Source organism: Vibrio sp. 10N.261.55.A10 (genome assembly GCF_041470825.1).
GTDB classification, from domain to species: domain Bacteria; phylum Pseudomonadota; class Gammaproteobacteria; order Enterobacterales; family Vibrionaceae; genus Vibrio; species Vibrio crassostreae_C.
Genome location: NZ_JBFRNC010000062.1, coordinates 1464 through 18703, shown reverse-complemented (window position 1 = coordinate 18703; position 17240 = coordinate 1464). Strand labels below are relative to the sequence as shown.

The 17240-nt window shown below is 43.8% G+C and carries 13 protein-coding genes, 1 pseudogene and 1 riboswitch; of the genes and pseudogenes, 11 read left to right on the top strand and 3 right to left on the bottom strand.

Annotation, left to right across the window (positions count from 1 at the left end; translation table 11 throughout):
- The first annotated feature begins 167 nt into the window (after positions 1-167).
- The 6 genes from AB4274_RS18680 (at position 168) to AB4274_RS18655 (ending at position 7609) form a co-directional block, all read left to right on the top strand.
- Positions 168-395 carry a hypothetical protein gene (locus AB4274_RS18680; protein ID WP_009846577.1) on the top strand — a complete coding sequence of 76 codons (228 nt, stop codon included), beginning with the start codon at positions 168-170 and terminating at the stop codon, positions 393-395.
- Positions 396-610: 215 nt separating this feature from the next.
- The gene (locus tag AB4274_RS18675; RefSeq protein ID WP_017063805.1) at positions 611-2050 is read left to right on the top strand and encodes a TolC family protein; all 1440 of its coding nucleotides are present in this window, start codon (positions 611-613) and stop codon (positions 2048-2050) included.
- A gap of 3 nt (positions 2051-2053) precedes the next feature.
- The gene (locus AB4274_RS18670; protein WP_017070946.1) at positions 2054-3028 is read left to right on the top strand and encodes an HlyD family secretion protein; all 975 of its coding nucleotides are present in this window, start codon (positions 2054-2056) and stop codon (positions 3026-3028) included.
- A gap of 7 nt (positions 3029-3035) precedes the next feature.
- Positions 3036-4337 (top strand): ABC transporter permease, encoded by a 1302-nt coding sequence (locus tag AB4274_RS18665; protein WP_017059720.1) that lies wholly within the window; start codon positions 3036-3038, stop codon positions 4335-4337.
- Positions 4334-5506: an ABC transporter permease gene (locus tag AB4274_RS18660; protein ID WP_065583585.1), complete on the top strand. Its 1173-nt coding sequence runs from the start codon at positions 4334-4336 to the stop codon at positions 5504-5506. The genes AB4274_RS18665 and AB4274_RS18660 overlap by 4 nt, the downstream gene beginning before the upstream one ends.
- A 561-nt stretch (positions 5507-6067) precedes the next feature.
- Positions 6068-7609 (top strand): sodium:alanine symporter family protein, encoded by a 1542-nt coding sequence (locus AB4274_RS18655; protein ID WP_017059723.1) that lies wholly within the window; start codon positions 6068-6070, stop codon positions 7607-7609.
- A 143-nt stretch (positions 7610-7752) separates the two neighbouring features.
- Here AB4274_RS18655 and AB4274_RS18650 read toward each other — a convergent pair whose 3' ends face one another.
- Both AB4274_RS18650 and AB4274_RS18645 read right to left on the bottom strand, forming a co-directional pair.
- Entirely contained in the window at positions 7753-7980 is a 228-nt protein-coding gene (locus tag AB4274_RS18650) for a hypothetical protein (protein WP_065584878.1), read from the bottom strand.
- 322 nt (positions 7981-8302) lie between these two features.
- On the bottom strand, positions 8303-9037 hold the full coding sequence (locus tag AB4274_RS18645) for a chromosome segregation ATPase (RefSeq protein ID WP_017059725.1): 735 nt from the start codon (positions 9035-9037) through the stop codon (positions 8303-8305).
- A 609-nt stretch (positions 9038-9646) separates the two neighbouring features.
- Positions 9647-9766, top strand: a riboswitch (glycine riboswitch).
- A gap of 128 nt (positions 9767-9894) precedes the next feature.
- Between AB4274_RS18645 and AB4274_RS18640 the strand changes: the two genes are divergently transcribed.
- The 4 genes and pseudogenes from AB4274_RS18640 (at position 9895) to AB4274_RS18625 (ending at position 14956) form a co-directional block, all read left to right on the top strand.
- Positions 9895-11265 (top strand): sodium:alanine symporter family protein, encoded by a 1371-nt coding sequence (locus tag AB4274_RS18640; protein WP_017059726.1) that lies wholly within the window; start codon positions 9895-9897, stop codon positions 11263-11265.
- A 384-nt stretch (positions 11266-11649) separates the two neighbouring features.
- Positions 11650-12462: pseudogene (locus AB4274_RS18635) on the top strand (transcriptional regulator).
- On the top strand, positions 12459-12920 hold the full coding sequence (locus AB4274_RS18630; RefSeq protein WP_017059728.1) for a hypothetical protein: 462 nt from the start codon (positions 12459-12461) through the stop codon (positions 12918-12920). The pseudogene AB4274_RS18635 and the gene AB4274_RS18630 overlap by 4 nt, the downstream one beginning before the upstream one ends.
- Positions 12921-13480: 560 nt before the next feature.
- The gene (locus tag AB4274_RS18625) at positions 13481-14956 is read left to right on the top strand and encodes an aerolysin family beta-barrel pore-forming toxin (RefSeq protein WP_372112897.1); all 1476 of its coding nucleotides are present in this window, start codon (positions 13481-13483) and stop codon (positions 14954-14956) included.
- A gap of 106 nt (positions 14957-15062) precedes the next feature.
- On the opposite strand, the gene AB4274_RS18620 is transcribed toward AB4274_RS18625, so the two are convergent.
- Positions 15063-15698 carry a LysE family translocator gene (locus AB4274_RS18620; protein WP_017058961.1) on the bottom strand — a complete coding sequence of 212 codons (636 nt, stop codon included), beginning with the start codon at positions 15696-15698 and terminating at the stop codon, positions 15063-15065.
- Between the two features lie 296 nt (positions 15699-15994).
- Here AB4274_RS18620 and AB4274_RS18615 point away from each other — a divergent pair.
- Positions 15995-17240, top strand: a 1246-nt coding sequence (locus tag AB4274_RS18615) for a carboxypeptidase M32 (RefSeq protein ID WP_372112895.1), incomplete at its 3' end; no start/stop codon positions are given.

Genomic DNA, 17240 nt, shown 5'->3' with positions numbered 1-17240 from the left:
CCATCGCTATTTCAAACTCGGCTAGCCAGACAACGAAGAGGTGACTGATAAAAGCATCACCCAATAATAAAACATTGATGAGCAGGAAGTATCGATCAGTGGCAACGTCCAATAGAAACAGGATAACAAACATAACGTATAAACATTGTTGAAAAGGAAACAAGGCAATGAAACGCGATAACTTTGGAATTTGTCTTACTAAGACTATGCTGTTCAAACACTTACAATCGACTTTTACTCACGTAAGAGCCTATGAGAAAGATGGCACCTCCCCACTCGATCTCAAGGTATTGTTAGCATTCCCGCAAATGTCAGGGAGAGATTTATTACAAACAATGCAAGGTTCAAGACAATTGGTATGGCGCGCCGATCACCATTGTCCTAGCTTTAAATAAGCCACTTCATTTTGTAAAAACACTTCTATACTGAACTTAAAGAGCACGCTTATGCGTGCTTTTTAAGTTTCATTTATCTTTGATATTCACGTCACTCAATCTTATTTACACTTGATTAACGAGTTATGAAAATTTCTATTCATATGAGACAATCTATTCAAGACAAATGACTATCGCCCTGTTAACATTAGAGTTAATACTCTAATTGGTATTTAATGCAGATGACCAAACCAAAATTCCGATACCTTGCGATCGCCAGTATGCTTCTCGGCACTATGGCTTCGCCAGGCTATGCAGCTCCGCTCACTTTTTCTGAAGCGTGGCAAATATTGCAAGAAAACAACAACTCTCTTGCGGCTCAACAAGCCAACGTTGAACGTTATCAACACCTTCAGAACTCAACAAGTAGCCTCAATCTTCCTTCTATTACCTTAGGGGCTAACTACACGCACCTTGATAGTGATGTGACGATTAATGGTGAACAGTTTTCAGATAGCTTGAGTGGAGTAAACCCTGCTATATCCGCGATTTTGCGCCCTCTAGTTGGTGGCGTTACCTCAACGATTACCGAACAAGACATCTTTAGCTCTTCCATTCGTGCTGTGTGGCCTATCTTCACTGGTGGTCGAATAACCGCTGCGCAAAATGCGGCTGAAGGTAAAAGCGAAGAAGCGCAAAGCCAACTGTTGATGGAGAAACAAGCTCGCTACGAAGACTTAAGTAAGTATTACTTCTCGGTGATCTTAGCGGAAGACGTGGTGAGAACGCGTCAAGCCGTTGAAGCAGGCTTAACTCAGCATCGTGATTTCGCCATCAAGCTTGAACAGCAAGGACAAATCGCCCGAGTAGAACGCCTACAAGCCGATGCTTCTTTAGATAAAGCGATTGTAGAGCGCACGAAAGCTCAGAACGATCTTAAAATTGCGCAATTGGCGTTGACCCAAATCCTTGGTCAAAATGAAAGTGTAGAACCCTCTGAACAACTGTTTATCAATAAGAACCTGCCTCATATGGACGTGTTCATTGACCAGACACTCATGACCTACCCCGGCCTTAAGATTCTTGATGCAAAAGAGAAACAAGCAAGCAGCTTAATTAAAGCCGAGAAAGGTAAATACTACCCAGAGGTTTACCTTTATGGTGATTACAGCCTGTATGAAGATGACTCTCTAGCCAGTGAAATGAAACCCGATTGGTTGGTTGGCATTGGTGTGAATGTGCCACTGCTTGATACCTCTGGCCGTTCCGACAAAGTCGCTGCGGCTCACAGTGCCGTATCACAGGTTCAATTCCTTAAGTCACAAGCTAAGCAAGACTTAACCGTGTTGGTACAAAAGACTTACCTTGAAGCAAACCAAGCCATTGAAGAGGTTCAAGGCCTAAACTCGAGCTTGTCTTTAGCTCAGGAAAACCTATTACTTCGTAAAAAAGCCTTCACACAAGGGTTATCTAACTCATTAGAAGTGGTTGATGCCGAGCTTTATCTTGCGAGCATTAAAACCCAGCAATCTGCTGCTCGCTTCAAATACCTAATCTCTCTCAACAAGCTGTTAGCGCTAACCAGCGAAATGAATGCTTACTCCAGTTACTTAACCTCCTCTGTTCCGTCTGATTTCGACTCAAAAACAGACACCGTTAGCCAGTCAAAAGGATAATTCATGAAACCTATTAAGCCCCTTCTTCTATCTTTAGTTGGTATCGGCGTTATTGGCTGGGTCGGATACAGTTTCTATCAAGCTTATCAACCTCAGCCGGTTAAGCTTCAAGGTCAAATCGATGTGCAGCAATACAGCATCTCATCGAAAGTACCTGGCAGAATTGATGAAATATTCGTGCGCAAAGGCGATTCGGTTGAAAAAGGCGAATTGATCTTCTCTCTACTAAGCCCTGAGATTGATGCGAAGCTAGAGCAAGCAAAAGCTGGTCAGAAAGCCGCTGGTGCATTAGCACAAGAAGCAGAGAATGGCGCGCGTACTCAACAGATCCAAGCGGCTAAAGACCAATGGTTGAAAGCCAAAGCAGCTGCCGATCTGATGGACAAAACCTACCAACGTGTAAACAACCTTTACAACGATGGTGTGGTTGCCGAGCAGAAGCGTGATGAAGCCAAAACACAGTGGCAAGCGGCGAAGTACACCGAAAGCGCTGCATTCCAAATGTATCAATTAGCGCAAGAAGGTGCGCGTGACGAAACCAAAGTGGCCGCCGCTCAAAAAGCGTTAATGGCAGCGGGTGCGGTAGCGGAAGTTGAAGCTTACGCAAAAGACACACAGATCCACAGCTGGTTTAATGGCGAAGTCTCTCAGGTTCTATTGAGCAGTGGAGAACTTGCACCACAAGGCTTCCCTGTTGTGACTGTTATCGACACCAAGGATGCTTGGGCTGTGCTCAATGTTCGTGAAGACATGCTTAAGCATTTCGAGAAAGGCAGCCAGTTTGAGGCGTACCTACCGGCTCTGGATAAATCATTAACTTTCCAAGTAACTCACATCGCCGTAATGGGTGATTTCGCAACTTGGCGCTCAACAGACGCAGCACAAGGCTTCGATTTACGTACTTTTGAAGTAGAAGCGCACCCTGTCGATACGAGCGAAACACTGCGTATGGGCATGAGCCTAGTGGTTGAGCTTTAGGTGACTTATGTCTGCTAACTCTCAATATACTGGATCGCAATCTAGAGGCTCGCAATCAACTGAGCATCATAGAGCGAAGAATACCTTGCTTCGGCAGTGGGCGATTGTCCGCAAAGACAAATGGTTGTTGTCTTGCCTAACTTGGATTCCTTTGCTGCTTGCTGCCAGTATCTGGCTGATTTTTTCACAAGGGATCGCTCGTGACTTACCGGTCGCAGTTGTCGACCTTGAGCACAGTCAAATCTCGCAACAGTTCACACGCCTTGTTGATGCTTCACCAACACTGCAAGTCACTCAGAAATACAGCTCAGCGAGTGAAGCGGCAAAAGCGATGATCGAACGTGATATCTACGGCTATGTTGTAATACCTAAACACTTTGACCGAGATATTTACCTAGGTTTAAACCCGCAGGTATCCGTGTTCTACAACAGCCAATTTATCTTGATCGGCAAATTAGTGAACTCGGCTCTGCTACAAGCTCAAGGTACGTTTAACGCTCAACTTGAAGTGGTTAAACAACTGTCACTCGGTGATACCACAGTCCAATCAGCATTAGGCCAAGCAGTAACAGTGCAAAGCCAGATCACGCCACTGTTTAACAAGAACAGCAGTTATGCTCAGTTCTTGGTGTCTGCAGTTATTCCTGCACTGTGGCAGATCATGGTTGTGGTCGGCACGATATTAGTTTTAACGGCGAACGTTAGAGCACGTGGCCTTCAAGCTTGGTTATCCAACGCCCCTATGAAGTCGCTAACCTCAACATTAATACCTTATGCTGTCTTATTTTTAATGTTTGGTATCGCGTTTAGCTTTTGGTTCTATGCTCTCTTAGACTGGCCATTTAATGGCAGCTTTGTAGCATTGACCATTGCCCAAATACTGACAGTGATCAGTTGTATCATCATGGGTTGTTTGTTTTTCTTCTTAACACTTGATCCTGCAAGGGCGATGAGTTTCGCAGGTGCCTTTACTGCACCGAGTTTCGCGTTCATGGGCATTACCTTTCCAGTGACAGACATGAACACGGCTGCTCAAATTTGGAGAAGCTTATTGCCCGTGAGTCATTACATCGAAGTACAAACGGCGCAGTCTAGTTATGGTGTGAGCGCAGCACAGTCTTTGATCAGCCTCTCTTCTATGTTGTGGTACGCAGTTCCTGCTTTCGTGGTAATGTTGCTAATTAAGAAACACTTGGCGCAATCAACTCTAACTGCACAAGCAGATCCATCTACAAAAGCAGCTATATCTGCAAAAACAACGCCGTCAACACAGCCAGAAGCATCAGCACAACAAGGAGTAAAACGATGAGCTTTACTCAACTGCTCAAGCAAGAGCTCTTAGCGGTATTGCGCAACCCTGTCGTGCTTCTTACGGTATTTGGTGGTGTGGTCTTCTATTCCTTCTTGTATCCATTGCCTTACGCGAACCAAGTTCCTCAACAACTGAAAGCTTCGGTTGTGAACTTGGATAAGAGTCAAAGCAGCTATCAATTAGAGCGTATGGTGGATGCCACCTCTCAGATCGAATTGGTCCGTCGAGACTCCACCATCGCCGATGCGAAACAAGCCGTGCTTAACCAAGAGATTGGCGGATTCCTTGTCATTCCAGAAGATTTCTATAAAGACTTGTTGCTCGGTAAGAGCCCGACACTTTCTTACGCTGGTGATGCTTCTTACTTTTTGGTCTACGGAACCATTGTTGAAGGGCTTGCCAAGGCCGGTGGTACGTTAGCTGCGCAAGTTAAGGTCAGCCATTTGTTAGTCGAAGGTGTGCCTTTAGAATCGGCAGCCAAGGGCTACAGTGCATTCAGCTTGAACCTGAAACCAACGTTTAATAGTCGCATGGGATACATCGATTACGTAGTTCCAGCCGTCTTTGTGTTAATCCTGCAACAAACCTTAGCCATGGCTTCTGGTTTAGTGGGTGCAACCCAAAACGCTCAATCGACATTTGGCTACTGGAGTAAGACCTCTCCAGCGAAACTGATGCTTGCTCGCTGTTGTACCTTAGTCGGCATTTATTACTTGTTGTCGATGTACTATTTCGGCGCTAGCTTTTCGATGTATGGGATAAACCAGCTCGCCTCAACAACACAGATCTTAACCTTACTTCTGCCCTTCTTACTGGCCAGCTGTTTGATCGGGATTTTTATTGGTGAGTTAGTACCACGAAGAGAGCTAGTCACGGTTGTAGTGTTAATCAGTTCAATGCCACTGATCTTCTCTTCAGGTTTTATCTGGCCAGTTGAAATGATGCCTGAATGGTTAGTTCTGTTATCACAGCTATTCCCAAGCACACCGGCTATCCAAGGTTTCTTAGCACTTAATCAGATGGGTGCATCTTGGCAAGAAGTGGCGTCTCAATGGACATTGCTATGGGGACAAGTTTTGCTGTGGGGTTCATTATTGGCACTTAAGCTCTACCACAAATCCAGTAAAGGCACAGTTGGCAATAGCAATAGTCATCGGGCCGTTTAGTTTTATGTTCTAGCGGAAAGTACTCATGCTTTCCGCTAGAACATAAAAGCTCTGATAAAGGGCTTTTTTAATATCCTCAGATCCAAAGACACCTTCAGCCTTCGAATGTTTATACACCTCGAAAACATATCGAATACTCGAAATCCCCTACGCGCCCTCTATGTCCCTCCAGCCCATCACTCTGAATTCTCCTTCACCCGACTCTATAGCAGCTACTGCATATGCTTTTCTCAGCATAAAAAGCATCGACTTATTCCCAAATGATGACAAAACCCGAACAATTGTAAATTTATTGTAAAAATTTCTTTGTTGGCATTATTTTTATGTATAGGATTGTCAGTAGGACTTGGTAGTCCGAATACCATAGTCTTATTGGTGCACATACCAAAAGGATATCCATATAAAGCAAGATCAGTACTTATATTTATTTCGTTTTTCGACCTAGCTACAGCCGTTTATGTTGCCGTCGAATGAAGTAGATATACCGCTGAAATATACAAATCAAATAGAAAACAAACACAACAGCAACAAACATAATTTATTAAAAAGACAGGGACAACCATGAAAAACATACGTGAATTATTTTTTGGGTTTATATTATTGTTTAGTTCCAGTGCATTTGCAGAAGAAGGATCATTTAACCAAGCTATCAGCAACTTAAGTCAAAGTGTTGATGGTTTTTTCAACGAATACACAGGTTGGTTCGTTGGGCTGATATTTAAAAGTGTACCGATTGGTGAAGCTAACTTCCCAGTGATTGTTGGCTGGCTGTTGCTCGCTGCGATCATCTTCACTGTTTATTTTGGCTTTGTTCAATTTAAACGTGTCGGCATGGCGATAGACATTATCAAAGGTAAGTATACCGATCCTAACTCTAAAGAGGACGGCGAGGTTTCTCACTTTCAAGCGTTAACAACGGCGCTTTCTGGTACTGTCGGGCTTGGTAACATTGCCGGTGTAGGTGCTGCACTTGCGATTGGTGGTCCTGGCGCGACATTCTGGATGATCTTGTGTGGCCTTCTGGGTATGGCTTCTAAGTTCTGTGAGTGTACTTTAGGTGTGAAATACCGAACTATCCTACCTTCAGGTGTTGTTTCGGGCGGTCCAATGTACTACCTAAGCCAAGGCCTGGGTGAAAGAGGTTTAGGTGGACTAGGTAAAGTGCTCGCTATTGGTTTCGCATTAATGTGTATTTTAGGCGCATTGGGCGGCGGTAACATGTTCCAAGCTAACCAAGCACACGCCATGTTAACTTACGCATTTGATGTACCAAGTGAATACGGTGTGATCACTGGCCTTGTACTTGCCTCTTTAGTTTTCTCTGTGATTGTTGGTGGTATGCCTTCTATCGCATCGGTAACAGAAAAAGTTGTTCCTTGGATGGCTGCTCTGTATATCGGTATGGCTCTGATTGTCATCGGTTCTAACCTTGATCAAGTTGGCCCTGCGTTCAGCGCAATCTTTACAGGTGCATTTACTGGTGAAGGTGTTGTTGGTGGATTTATTGGTGCGCTAATTCAAGGCTTGAAACGTGCAACATTCTCGAACGAAGCAGGTGTAGGTTCAGCAGCTATCGCTCACTCAGCGGTTAAAACAAAAGAACCAATCACCGAAGGTCTAGTATCACTATTAGAACCGTTCGTTGATACGGTAATCATTTGTACAATGACCGCATTGGTTATCACTATCGCTGGTTTAAACGTAGGTCCATTCGATGGCTCTGGTTTAACGGGTGTAACGCTGACTGCTGCATCGTTTACTGAAACGGCAGAAGTATTCAAATACACACTCGCTCTCGCAGTAATCATGTTTGCGTTCTCGACGATGATTTCTTGGTCGTACTACGGTCTTAAAGCTTGGACTTACCTATTTGGTGAAGGCAAAACAACGGAGCTGATTTTCAAAGTGATGTTCTGTGTGTTTGTTGTTATTGGTGCCACGATTCAATTTGGTGCGGTAATCGACTTCTCTGATGCGGCTATCTTTGCGATGTCTATCTTCAACATTCTTGGTCTGTACTTCTTGATGCCAGTTGTGAAGAAAGAACTGCAATCGTTTGTTGCTCGTGTGAAATCAGGCGAAATCAAAACGTATGAGAAATAACGTTTAGTGGAATGAGGTTTTGCTCTAGTAGCTAACTGCATTCTAAGAAACGACACAGCTCTAAAAACGAAACTGTTCTAAAAATTTTTGTAAGACCCTTTGCTTGAGAAAGCGAGAACAGGACTGCAACTTATCCAAAATCCCTACCAGCTTGGCTTGTGGGGATTTTTTATGTCTGAACGATTAGGCGAATAACTACCTTCAATGCCCTGCTCACTCTTTTCACCCTTTTCACTCTGTTCATCATCGTGTTCAACATCGACACGACGAACCAACTCTTCTACTTTGATCATCTCTTTTTGCGCTAATGGCGAGCGACAATCATCGAAACAATAAGCTATGGTGCAGTTCTCACAAAGATACTCTGGCATCACTCCATCCCTTGTCGTCAAAGCAGCCAAATGCGAGCTAGCAATCGACTGCGTGTTCATCCTGAACAACACTATTATGCAGCGACTCTGAGCTGAAAATATGTATGCAAAGTCATTTAATAGACAACAAGTAACATATCATTGTGGATATACGTAACTATTCACAAATATCTAAGCAAACAATGAAAACACGCAAATAATCAATAATGAGAAAGCACCGGATCTATGCTCTCGACAAACGCAAAACGCCCACATCACGTGTGTGATGTGGGCGTTTCAATATTTAGTGAAAAACTAACGTTAGGTTGGTAAAGCCTTCGGCTTATAGACCCATCTCTTCAGTGAGAGTTTTGATCTGTTTGAGGTCCATGGTGTGGACTTCAATCATTTGTCTTATATCACTCAGTCGAGAGTTAGCGTTATCTTGCTTCTCACACGCGTCAGATTTCGCATCCCATGATGTGCCATCTAAGTAAACATCACACGCTTTCTTAAGAGAACCAAGATTCTGCTCGAGTTGATCTCTTTCTTTCTCAAGTTTTTCAAGTTCTTGAGAAATCTGTAATTCTTTTCGGAAAACTTCACGCGCACGCTCAAACAAAGTCGATTGCATGTCAGCCTGACGATTAAGTTTCTGGTTGTCTTGCTGAGTTTGCTCTAACGTTTGCTTCTGTTCATTTAGCTGTTGCTCTAACGAGTAGTTCGCCTTCTCTAAAACCGAAGACTGCTTCGCTAATTCCTGGAGCTCTTTTTGATGCTCTTCCGTTTGTTTCACTAGAGCGGCTTCTACTTTCGCATCGATTTCGGTATCAACTTTTGCCACTTTAGTTTCAACGGATGTCATCAACTGTGCTCTGCTGTCATGCAGTTCTTGATAACGAGTTTCGAGTACCTGGTAAGTGGACTCCCACTTAGAAGCCGTAACTGTAGAACCAATTAAGCCACCCAGTGCTAAACCTATAACCGCAGCAATGCCGATATAGAGCTGACTGCGCTTATCGCGTTCTTCTATAACAACCACTTCATCTTGTTCGCTTTGTCCAGATTGCTGGTTCACTAGCGGGTACTCCCAAAAATTTATTTAACGTTACGCGGTCACTGACACGAATGCCAATACTGATTGTGAAGGCTCAGTTAAACCTATCGCTCAAGCCAGAAGCACTTAAGCTTTACTAACACATTCATCCCACCTGTTTACAGGCAGGCTTAACGAGTTAACTCCGAAATCATCAAGCTGGCAGTATACAAAAGGAAACTGCTAACGATAACTATCACTACCCATTTTTGCAGTTTTTCGTTTGTCCGGTAACGAAATAGTACAAATGCCAAAGCCAATAAAAAAACAATCGCTATTAGTCGAGTCATAACTCCTCCTTGTTTCTCTATTTTATACCATTTAAATAAGCAAGTTACGTCAGAGACTCGTTGTTTGATCATTTAGTTGAACAACATTTGTGCAAACAGATATTTTGTAGCTGACATCACATTTTATATGATCTAGGATACGCCTACAGATTACCTAATTATTTAGGTAATTGTTCCGATGAAGACTGCAGGAGAGTGGTTTTTAACTAAACATTAACATTTAGTTAGATTGACCCGCCGAAGAAGTAAATCTTTCAGGTGCTTTATGCTGGAGAAATCCAGAAAAGTGAGGACTGTCGTTGGAGGAACCTCTGGAGAGAACCGTTAGATCGGTCGCCGAAGGAGCAAGCTTAGTGCCCGTTACTTATCTATAAGTGATTCGCTAAGTGAAACTCTCAGGCAAAAGGACAGAGGAGTGGAAAGCAACAGCCTTAATTAACACAAGAATTCTATCTAGAAATCCGTATGTATTAAGTAGTGCCCCCGATCCCTGAGATCTGCACTGCCTTCCCTCTTCTCCTTAAATTTTTAATTTATTAAGGGGAATCTATGAACCACCTACAAGCTACACTACAAACCATTAACCAATTCGTTTGGGGACCACCACTGCTTATTCTGCTAGTGGGTACAGGTATCTACTTTACTTTTCGCTTAGGCTTACTCCAGTTTAGACACCTCCCAACTGCACTGAAAATGGTGTTCAGCAAAGACAAATCTGGTACGGGTGACGTATCGAGTTTCGCGGCTTTGTGTACTGCACTTTCAGCAACCATTGGTACAGGTAACATCGTTGGTGTAGCGACCGCAATCAAGATTGGTGGCCCTGGTGCCCTATTCTGGATGTGGCTTGCCGCTGTATTTGGTATGGCGACCAAGTACGCAGAATGTCTACTCGCCGTTAAATACCGCAGAACCGATAGCAATGGCGAAATGGTTGGCGGCCCAATGTACTACCTGCAATACGGTGTCGGCTCACGAATCTTAGCGGTAATGTTCGCTGTCTTCGCGCTCGGCGTTGCTTGCTTCGGTATCGGTACCTTCCCACAAGTCAACGCTATCTTGGACGCAACTCAAATCTCATTTGGCGCTTCGCGTGAGATGTCTGCTGTCGTTCTTACGATATTAGTGGCAGTGGTTACCCTTGGTGGTATCCAATCTATCGCTAAAGTGGCAGGGAAAGTTGTTCCTACTATGGCGGTTATGTACGTCGTCGCGTGTTTAAGCGTTCTGATTTCAAATGCCGACCAACTACTGAATGCCATTACCCTTGTTGTGACTTCTGCGTTTACCAACACAGCAGCAACCGGTGGTTTCTTTGGCGCGAGCATCATGCTTGCTATCCAATCAGGTATCGCTCGTGGTGTGTTCTCGAACGAATCTGGCCTAGGTAGCGCACCAATGGCTGCAGCAGCGGCTAAAACAGACTCATGTGTGAAACAAGGACTTGTCTCTATGACAGGTACCTTCTTCGACACCATCATCATCTGTACGATGACAGGTTTGGCGCTTATCTTAACGGGTGCTTGGCAGACTGATCTTTCAGGCGCTGCGATGACCACTCACGCATTCGCTGTTGGTCTGAATGCAGATACCCTTGGCCCTATGTTGGTTTCTGTTGGCTTAATCTTCTTTGCGTTTACAACAATTTTAGGTTGGAACTACTACGGTGAGCGCTGTGTTGTGTTCTTGCTAGGTACCAAAGCTGTATTGCCTTACAAGATCATCTTCATTGCGTTGGTGGCTTCTGGTGCATTCTTAAAGCTCGACATGATCTGGATAATGGCTGATATCGTGAACGGCCTAATGGCAATTCCGAACCTAATCGGGCTTATCTTGCTGCGCCACGTTGTTATCGAAGAAACCAAGCTATTCTTCAAACCGTTGACGTCTTCAAATGATTGTGAAGCAGTTAAAGCGTAAACTGAAGTGATTGAATACCAAGCCCGCATTCAACTGCGGGCTTTTTTATTTTCATCACATAGCGAAACGTCTTAAATTATTATGCAGCACATATGCCCTTATAAATAACAAGAATATTAAATCGACCACTATGCGATTTAATAAAGAAGATAGAAGACTACTAAAAAGAACACTAATAAAACCAACACTTAATTAGATATTACTTATATTTAACAGATTGTGCGTAGGTGTCAGGCGTTTTGTAACAAACATATTGAATTTCTTTTCGTTTCAACGACACAAAAAACCAGAAGAATAAAACATGTGACTTTAATTCATATATTAGTCAGTTTATAGTCATCTACATTGTAGAGAGAATTATAATAAAAATAAAACGTTGGCTATATGATCAGATTCGACCCGATTAAAAACCGTATTTATAACGATGAACGTTCTATTAAAATATGATACCGTGAAACTCGGGTCCTGGAGTTATTACATAAAAACTCACCCGATATTGTTAACAAACAAGATATTATTAGCTTCGCTTGGGGAAACGAGTTCATAGGGGATACGTCACTAGCGAAAAGTATAAGTTTACTGCGCCAAGGGTTCGTTAGATTAGGCATCAAAGAAACCCCAATCGTCACCGTTCCTAAGGTGGGCTATCGCCTTATCGATGAGTGCGTGGTAATCGACTCCCCCATCAATAATGCAGCCACAACTCCCCTTGCTGATGCGAGCAACCTGATACCCGTCGGCAATAACGGTATTGCTATCGGTGCAGCTGTTGCAGTCGAACCTAAGCCGAACCCTAAACAAAGTTCGTCGGCTTACTTTCCCACTGCTGAAAACCGAAACAAGTTGTGCTACTTCACCACTGGCTGCTTACTGTTGGCATCAGCGTTATTGGCTTTTGCTAAGGTTAATGAGAGAAACCTCAGCGATATCAAACCCATTAACCGGCTCAGCGAGCAATGGATAGGTCAAATACAAGTTTTCCAAGCCCCTGAAATGGCGATGACGCCAGAGCTAGAAAGCATTCTCTATCAGTATCAATGTGATTGCGTGGCGTACATTAGCGAAGAAGCGGAATATTCTGAGCTCTCTATTCTGAACAAAGCCACACGCCAGTCCGTCAACATCTTTTACACGCCAACCCAACTAGATCAAGCCAGTACCGAACTGGCCCTATTCCTAGAAAGAGGTCAATTATGATGCCAATCGTTGCGCTCATTTCTGCATTCGTTTTATTGGTTGGCATATGGAGTATCCCTTCGCCCCAACCAAAAGAAGAGCATCGCTACCAACATAGCGTGGTGGACCTGATAGTGAATGACAATGTATTACGTACCGACGGATTAACGAAAATAAGTAACAACAAGGTGCTGCACCTGATGTCCGTTCAAGACGACAACATGCCCGACCCACTTGTTCTGCGATTCAGAGGAACAGCCCGTCCTTCTCAATCACTTTTCTTTTCTATTTCTGGCACCATTGACTTAGTCTCTGTGCAAAAAATAAATAAAACAATGAATGACAGCCGATTGGCGCCTTACCTGTTAATCAACAATGACCCATTAACGGTAAAGATTGATATCTTAAGTTCGAATGATTTATTTGCCATCATTAAAACGTGTAATACAGGCCGAACGCAACTTCTGGCCAAACGATAATTAGAGATAGTTTAACCACTAGCAAAAAGTGCCCTATTATCAAGTAGCAAGCTTTTCCGATATTACACATAAAAAACGGATGGTTATTTTCATTATTTTATCAGTAATACAATTATTACAGTCTTCCTTACTTTAAGTGTTTGCATTTTAAAACCGATAGCAAAGCAAAATATTCAAGTTAGATTTTTACTCTTTGTCACTCACTACCTGCCCACCTTAAAACTACGAGTATTGTGAATGGTTATACCTGTTCTTCTAATTAACCATTCATACAAACGCCAAAAATAACGTCAAATAATTTTGACGTCTAAGCCCGAATAATGGGCCTTCATTTTTCTAAAAACGGTTTGAGCCCCATCAAACAATTTACGTTCAGTTGCATACTCTTTCACCGTAAAAACACTAATGACAATACAAGCCATTGAATTAACTGGGTAATTTAATTCAACCCTTTTCAGTATCTATCTATTTATCAACATGAAAAAGTGAACTTGTCTTGTTAACTGCACGGCACACAAAACATTATCAAAATAGAAAAATTACAAATGAGGGAATTGTTAATGATCACAGTAAACAGAAGTCTCTTAGCAACCGCAGTGTTGTCTGTTCTATCAACCGGTGTAAATGCGAAGATTTACCCAGACCAAATAGTGTTTGACCAACTTGGTGAAGATGTCTGTCGCTCTGGTTATCGTCCTATAGACCGTTATGAAGCAGAAGAGCAGAAGAGTACTTTGGTCGCTCGCATGGGCACTTGGCAGATCACCGGGTTAAAAGGAAACTGGGTAATCATGGGGCCGGGTTATCATGGCGAAATTAAGCAATCAAGCAGTGGGTCAACGTTCTGTTACCCAAACAACGACCAATCTGAAATCCCTAACTATTCCGCCAAATCGGTTCAGGAAGGCAGCGAAATCGATGTTCAGTATGAATTAGTGAACAACCGTAACGACTTTGTACGCCCATTAAGCTACTTAGCCCACAACCTAGGTTACGCTTGGGTTAGCGGTAATAACAGTCAGTACGTGGGCGAAGACATGACGATAAAGCGCTCTGGCAACAGTTGGGTAATACAAGGAAATAACAATGGCTCTTGTAGCGGCTATCGCTGTGATGAAAAAACCAAAATCACCGTCGACAATTTTGCCTACACCGTTAACGACGACAACTTTTGGCATGGTGATGTTGTCGAGTCGGATCGTGAACTAGTGAAAACGGTTTACGCGACGGCAAGAAACAACAGCAACATCGCGCAACAAGTGGTGGTAGACCTAAAAGTAGACGAATCAACAAACTGGTCGAAAACGAACAGCTACGGATTCTCACAGAGCGTTCAAACAGAGAACACCTTCAAGTGGCCTTTGGTTGGCGAAACTAAGCTCACCGTTAAGTTCGAGGCTAACCAAAGCTTCGCTGAAACAAATGGCAACTCCACTAGCGAACAAGTAACACTTCAAGCTCGTCCTATGGTTCCTGCGAATTCGGAGCTACCGATTCGAGTTGAGCTGTATCGTTCAAGCATCTCTTACCCGTACCGATTCAACGCCGATATTAGCTACGATGTTGAATTCAACGGCTTCCTTCGTTGGGGTGGCAACGCGTGGCACTCTCATCCAGATAACCGCCCGTACAAGGCTCATACCTTCACCATGGGCCGTGGCAGCAGTGAATCTGCCGACATTCGCTACCAATGGGATCACCGTTACATCCCAGGTGAAACTAAATGGTGGGATTGGGGCTGGGCGATTAAAGAAGCTGGCTTATCAAGCATGCAATACGCGACTGGCGGAAGCTTACGCCCCTTCCACTCTTACGTGTCTGGAGATTTCTACGCTGAATCTCAATTTGCAGGTACTATCGAAATTGGACAAGCAACACCAATTACTAACAATCTACGCAGCAAAAGAAGTACTGATTCCGTCAACGAATCTACTGAGCGCATTGGCGACATCGAAGTTACCACCAACTTTAACGCCGATGAGTTGAGTGACTTAGGTTTCGAAGGTGCTGAGATGAACATTAGCGTCGTTGAATAACTGCGCTGTAGAATAAGATCGGTACAAAGATCTACCAGTAATAAAGCACAAAGCCCACGACACATCGTGGGCTTTCATATATTCATGTTCAACTGAAAACGGTGAACTACACAGGCTCTTCCATCAGAAGCTTAACACCCAGCCCAACCAGCACCATGCCCGTCACGCCTTCCATCCACTTCATAAAACTCGCGTTTTTGAGCAAATTTTTAGCCGAGTTAAGCGCGCCAGCCAAACCACATTGCCATACCATCGCAATCATAAAGTGTACCGAAGCCATCAACATAGATTGCAATAAAGGCGAACCTTCAGGGTTTACAAATTGAGGTAAAAAGGCCAGATAGAAAACTGCTGTTTTTGGGTTAAGAACGTTAGACAGAAAGCCTTCACGCAAAGAACGCTTTGCACTGTAAGCCTGCTGAGCTTGTTCTCCGACCTTCAAACCGCCACCGTTTTTCATCAATGCTCGCAAACTGCTTAAGCCAAGCCAGATGAGGTAAACCGCACCTACCATCTTAACGGCTTGAAAGAGTTCAGCGGATTGGGCGAGGATTGCAGATATACCCACAGCAGAGAAAAACGCGTGTACATACAAGCCGCTACAAATACCAAAGCTCGTCATACAACCGTCAGCTAAGCCAGAGCGGCTAGTATTGCGAATCACCAAAGCCGTATCTAAGCCCGGCGTTAGCGTTAAAATAGTGATGGCAATTAGAAATGCCTCAAAGTTCAAAATATCCATATCATTGTCATTTTTGTTCAGCGATCTATCATCAATACCGTGTATCTGAACAATTCGCAAGCAACAATTGCCACCAGCTATACAACTCACTGATTTTGTGCACAATGGAACAGTTTGATTTGTTAAGAAATAGTAAATTCAAGGCATCGTACCGCCTCATGCTTTTCTCGCTATATCTTCGACTGCGAAGGTCGGCGTCATTAAAAAGCAAAGCCATAATCAAAGTACACGAGATGAACCTTAACGCTGACGCAGCCCTAAGGATCATTTAAAGAAACCAAATTAAGAGTAGTCAAATGAGCGCATTCAAAAAACTAGTCGAACACTCTCAAAAATGTTCACGCTTTCAACACCTAGCTTCTATTTGTGGTTGGGACCAAGCTTCAATGATGCCAGCAGGTGGTAACCAAGCTCGTAGTGAAGCGATGGCCGAGCTTTCTGTTCATATTCACGGCTTAATGACTCAACCACAGCTTGGCGATTGGATTGCAGACGCTGAAAATGAAGCGCTGAACACTGAGCAACAATCGTCACTTCGTGAAATAAAACGCCAGTGGCAACAAGCAAACCTACTTCCAGAAAAACTGGTTGAAGCGAAATCTCTATCGGGTTCAAAATGTGAACATGCGTGGCGTAGCCAACGCGGTAACAACGACTGGGTTGGATTCGAAAAGAACTGGCGTGAAGTGGTTGAGCTTTCTCGTGAAGAAGCGCAGATTCGCGCAGACGCAGCCAACCTAACGCCTTATGATGCGATGCTGGATATTTATGAACCGGGCACCAGCTCTACTTCACTTGATACCCTATTTGCAGACGTTAAAACTTGGCTTCCAGGTTTAATTGATGAAGTGATCGAAAAACAATCGAGCGAGCAATTTAACGCACCATCAGGTATCTATTCGACCGAGAAACAGAAAGCACTGGGTTTAGAAGTCATGAAGCTGCTTCAGTTCGATTTTGAACACGGCCGATTGGATGAAAGTGTTCACCCATTCTGTGGCGGCGTCCCTTCAGACGTGCGTATCACAACACGCTATGACGAAGCGGAATTCGTTCAAAGCTTAATGGGTATTGTGCATGAAACAGGCCACGCACGTTACGAACAAGGCTTACCAAAACACCTAGCAGGACAACCAGCGGGGGAAGCTCGTTCTATGGGCATTCATGAATCTCAATCTTTATTCTTCGAGATGCAAGTCGGCCGCAGCGACCCGTTCATTGGACACTTAGCGAACTTGGCTGGTCAGCAATTCTCAGGCTCAGAATTTGAGAAAGAAAACTTCCAGAAGATCTACACGCGCGTGAAGAAAGACTTCATCCGTGTCGATGCTGATGAACTCACCTACCCTGCACACGTTATCCTGCGTTACGAGATTGAGCGTGACTTGATCAACGGCAAGATCAAACACACTGACGTGCCAGAGTTATGGAATACCAAGATGCAGTCTTACCTTGGTTTAAGCACTCAAGGCAACTTCACTAACGGCTGTATGCAAGACATCCACTGGACAGACGGCGAGCGAACACTAAACACTAAACACT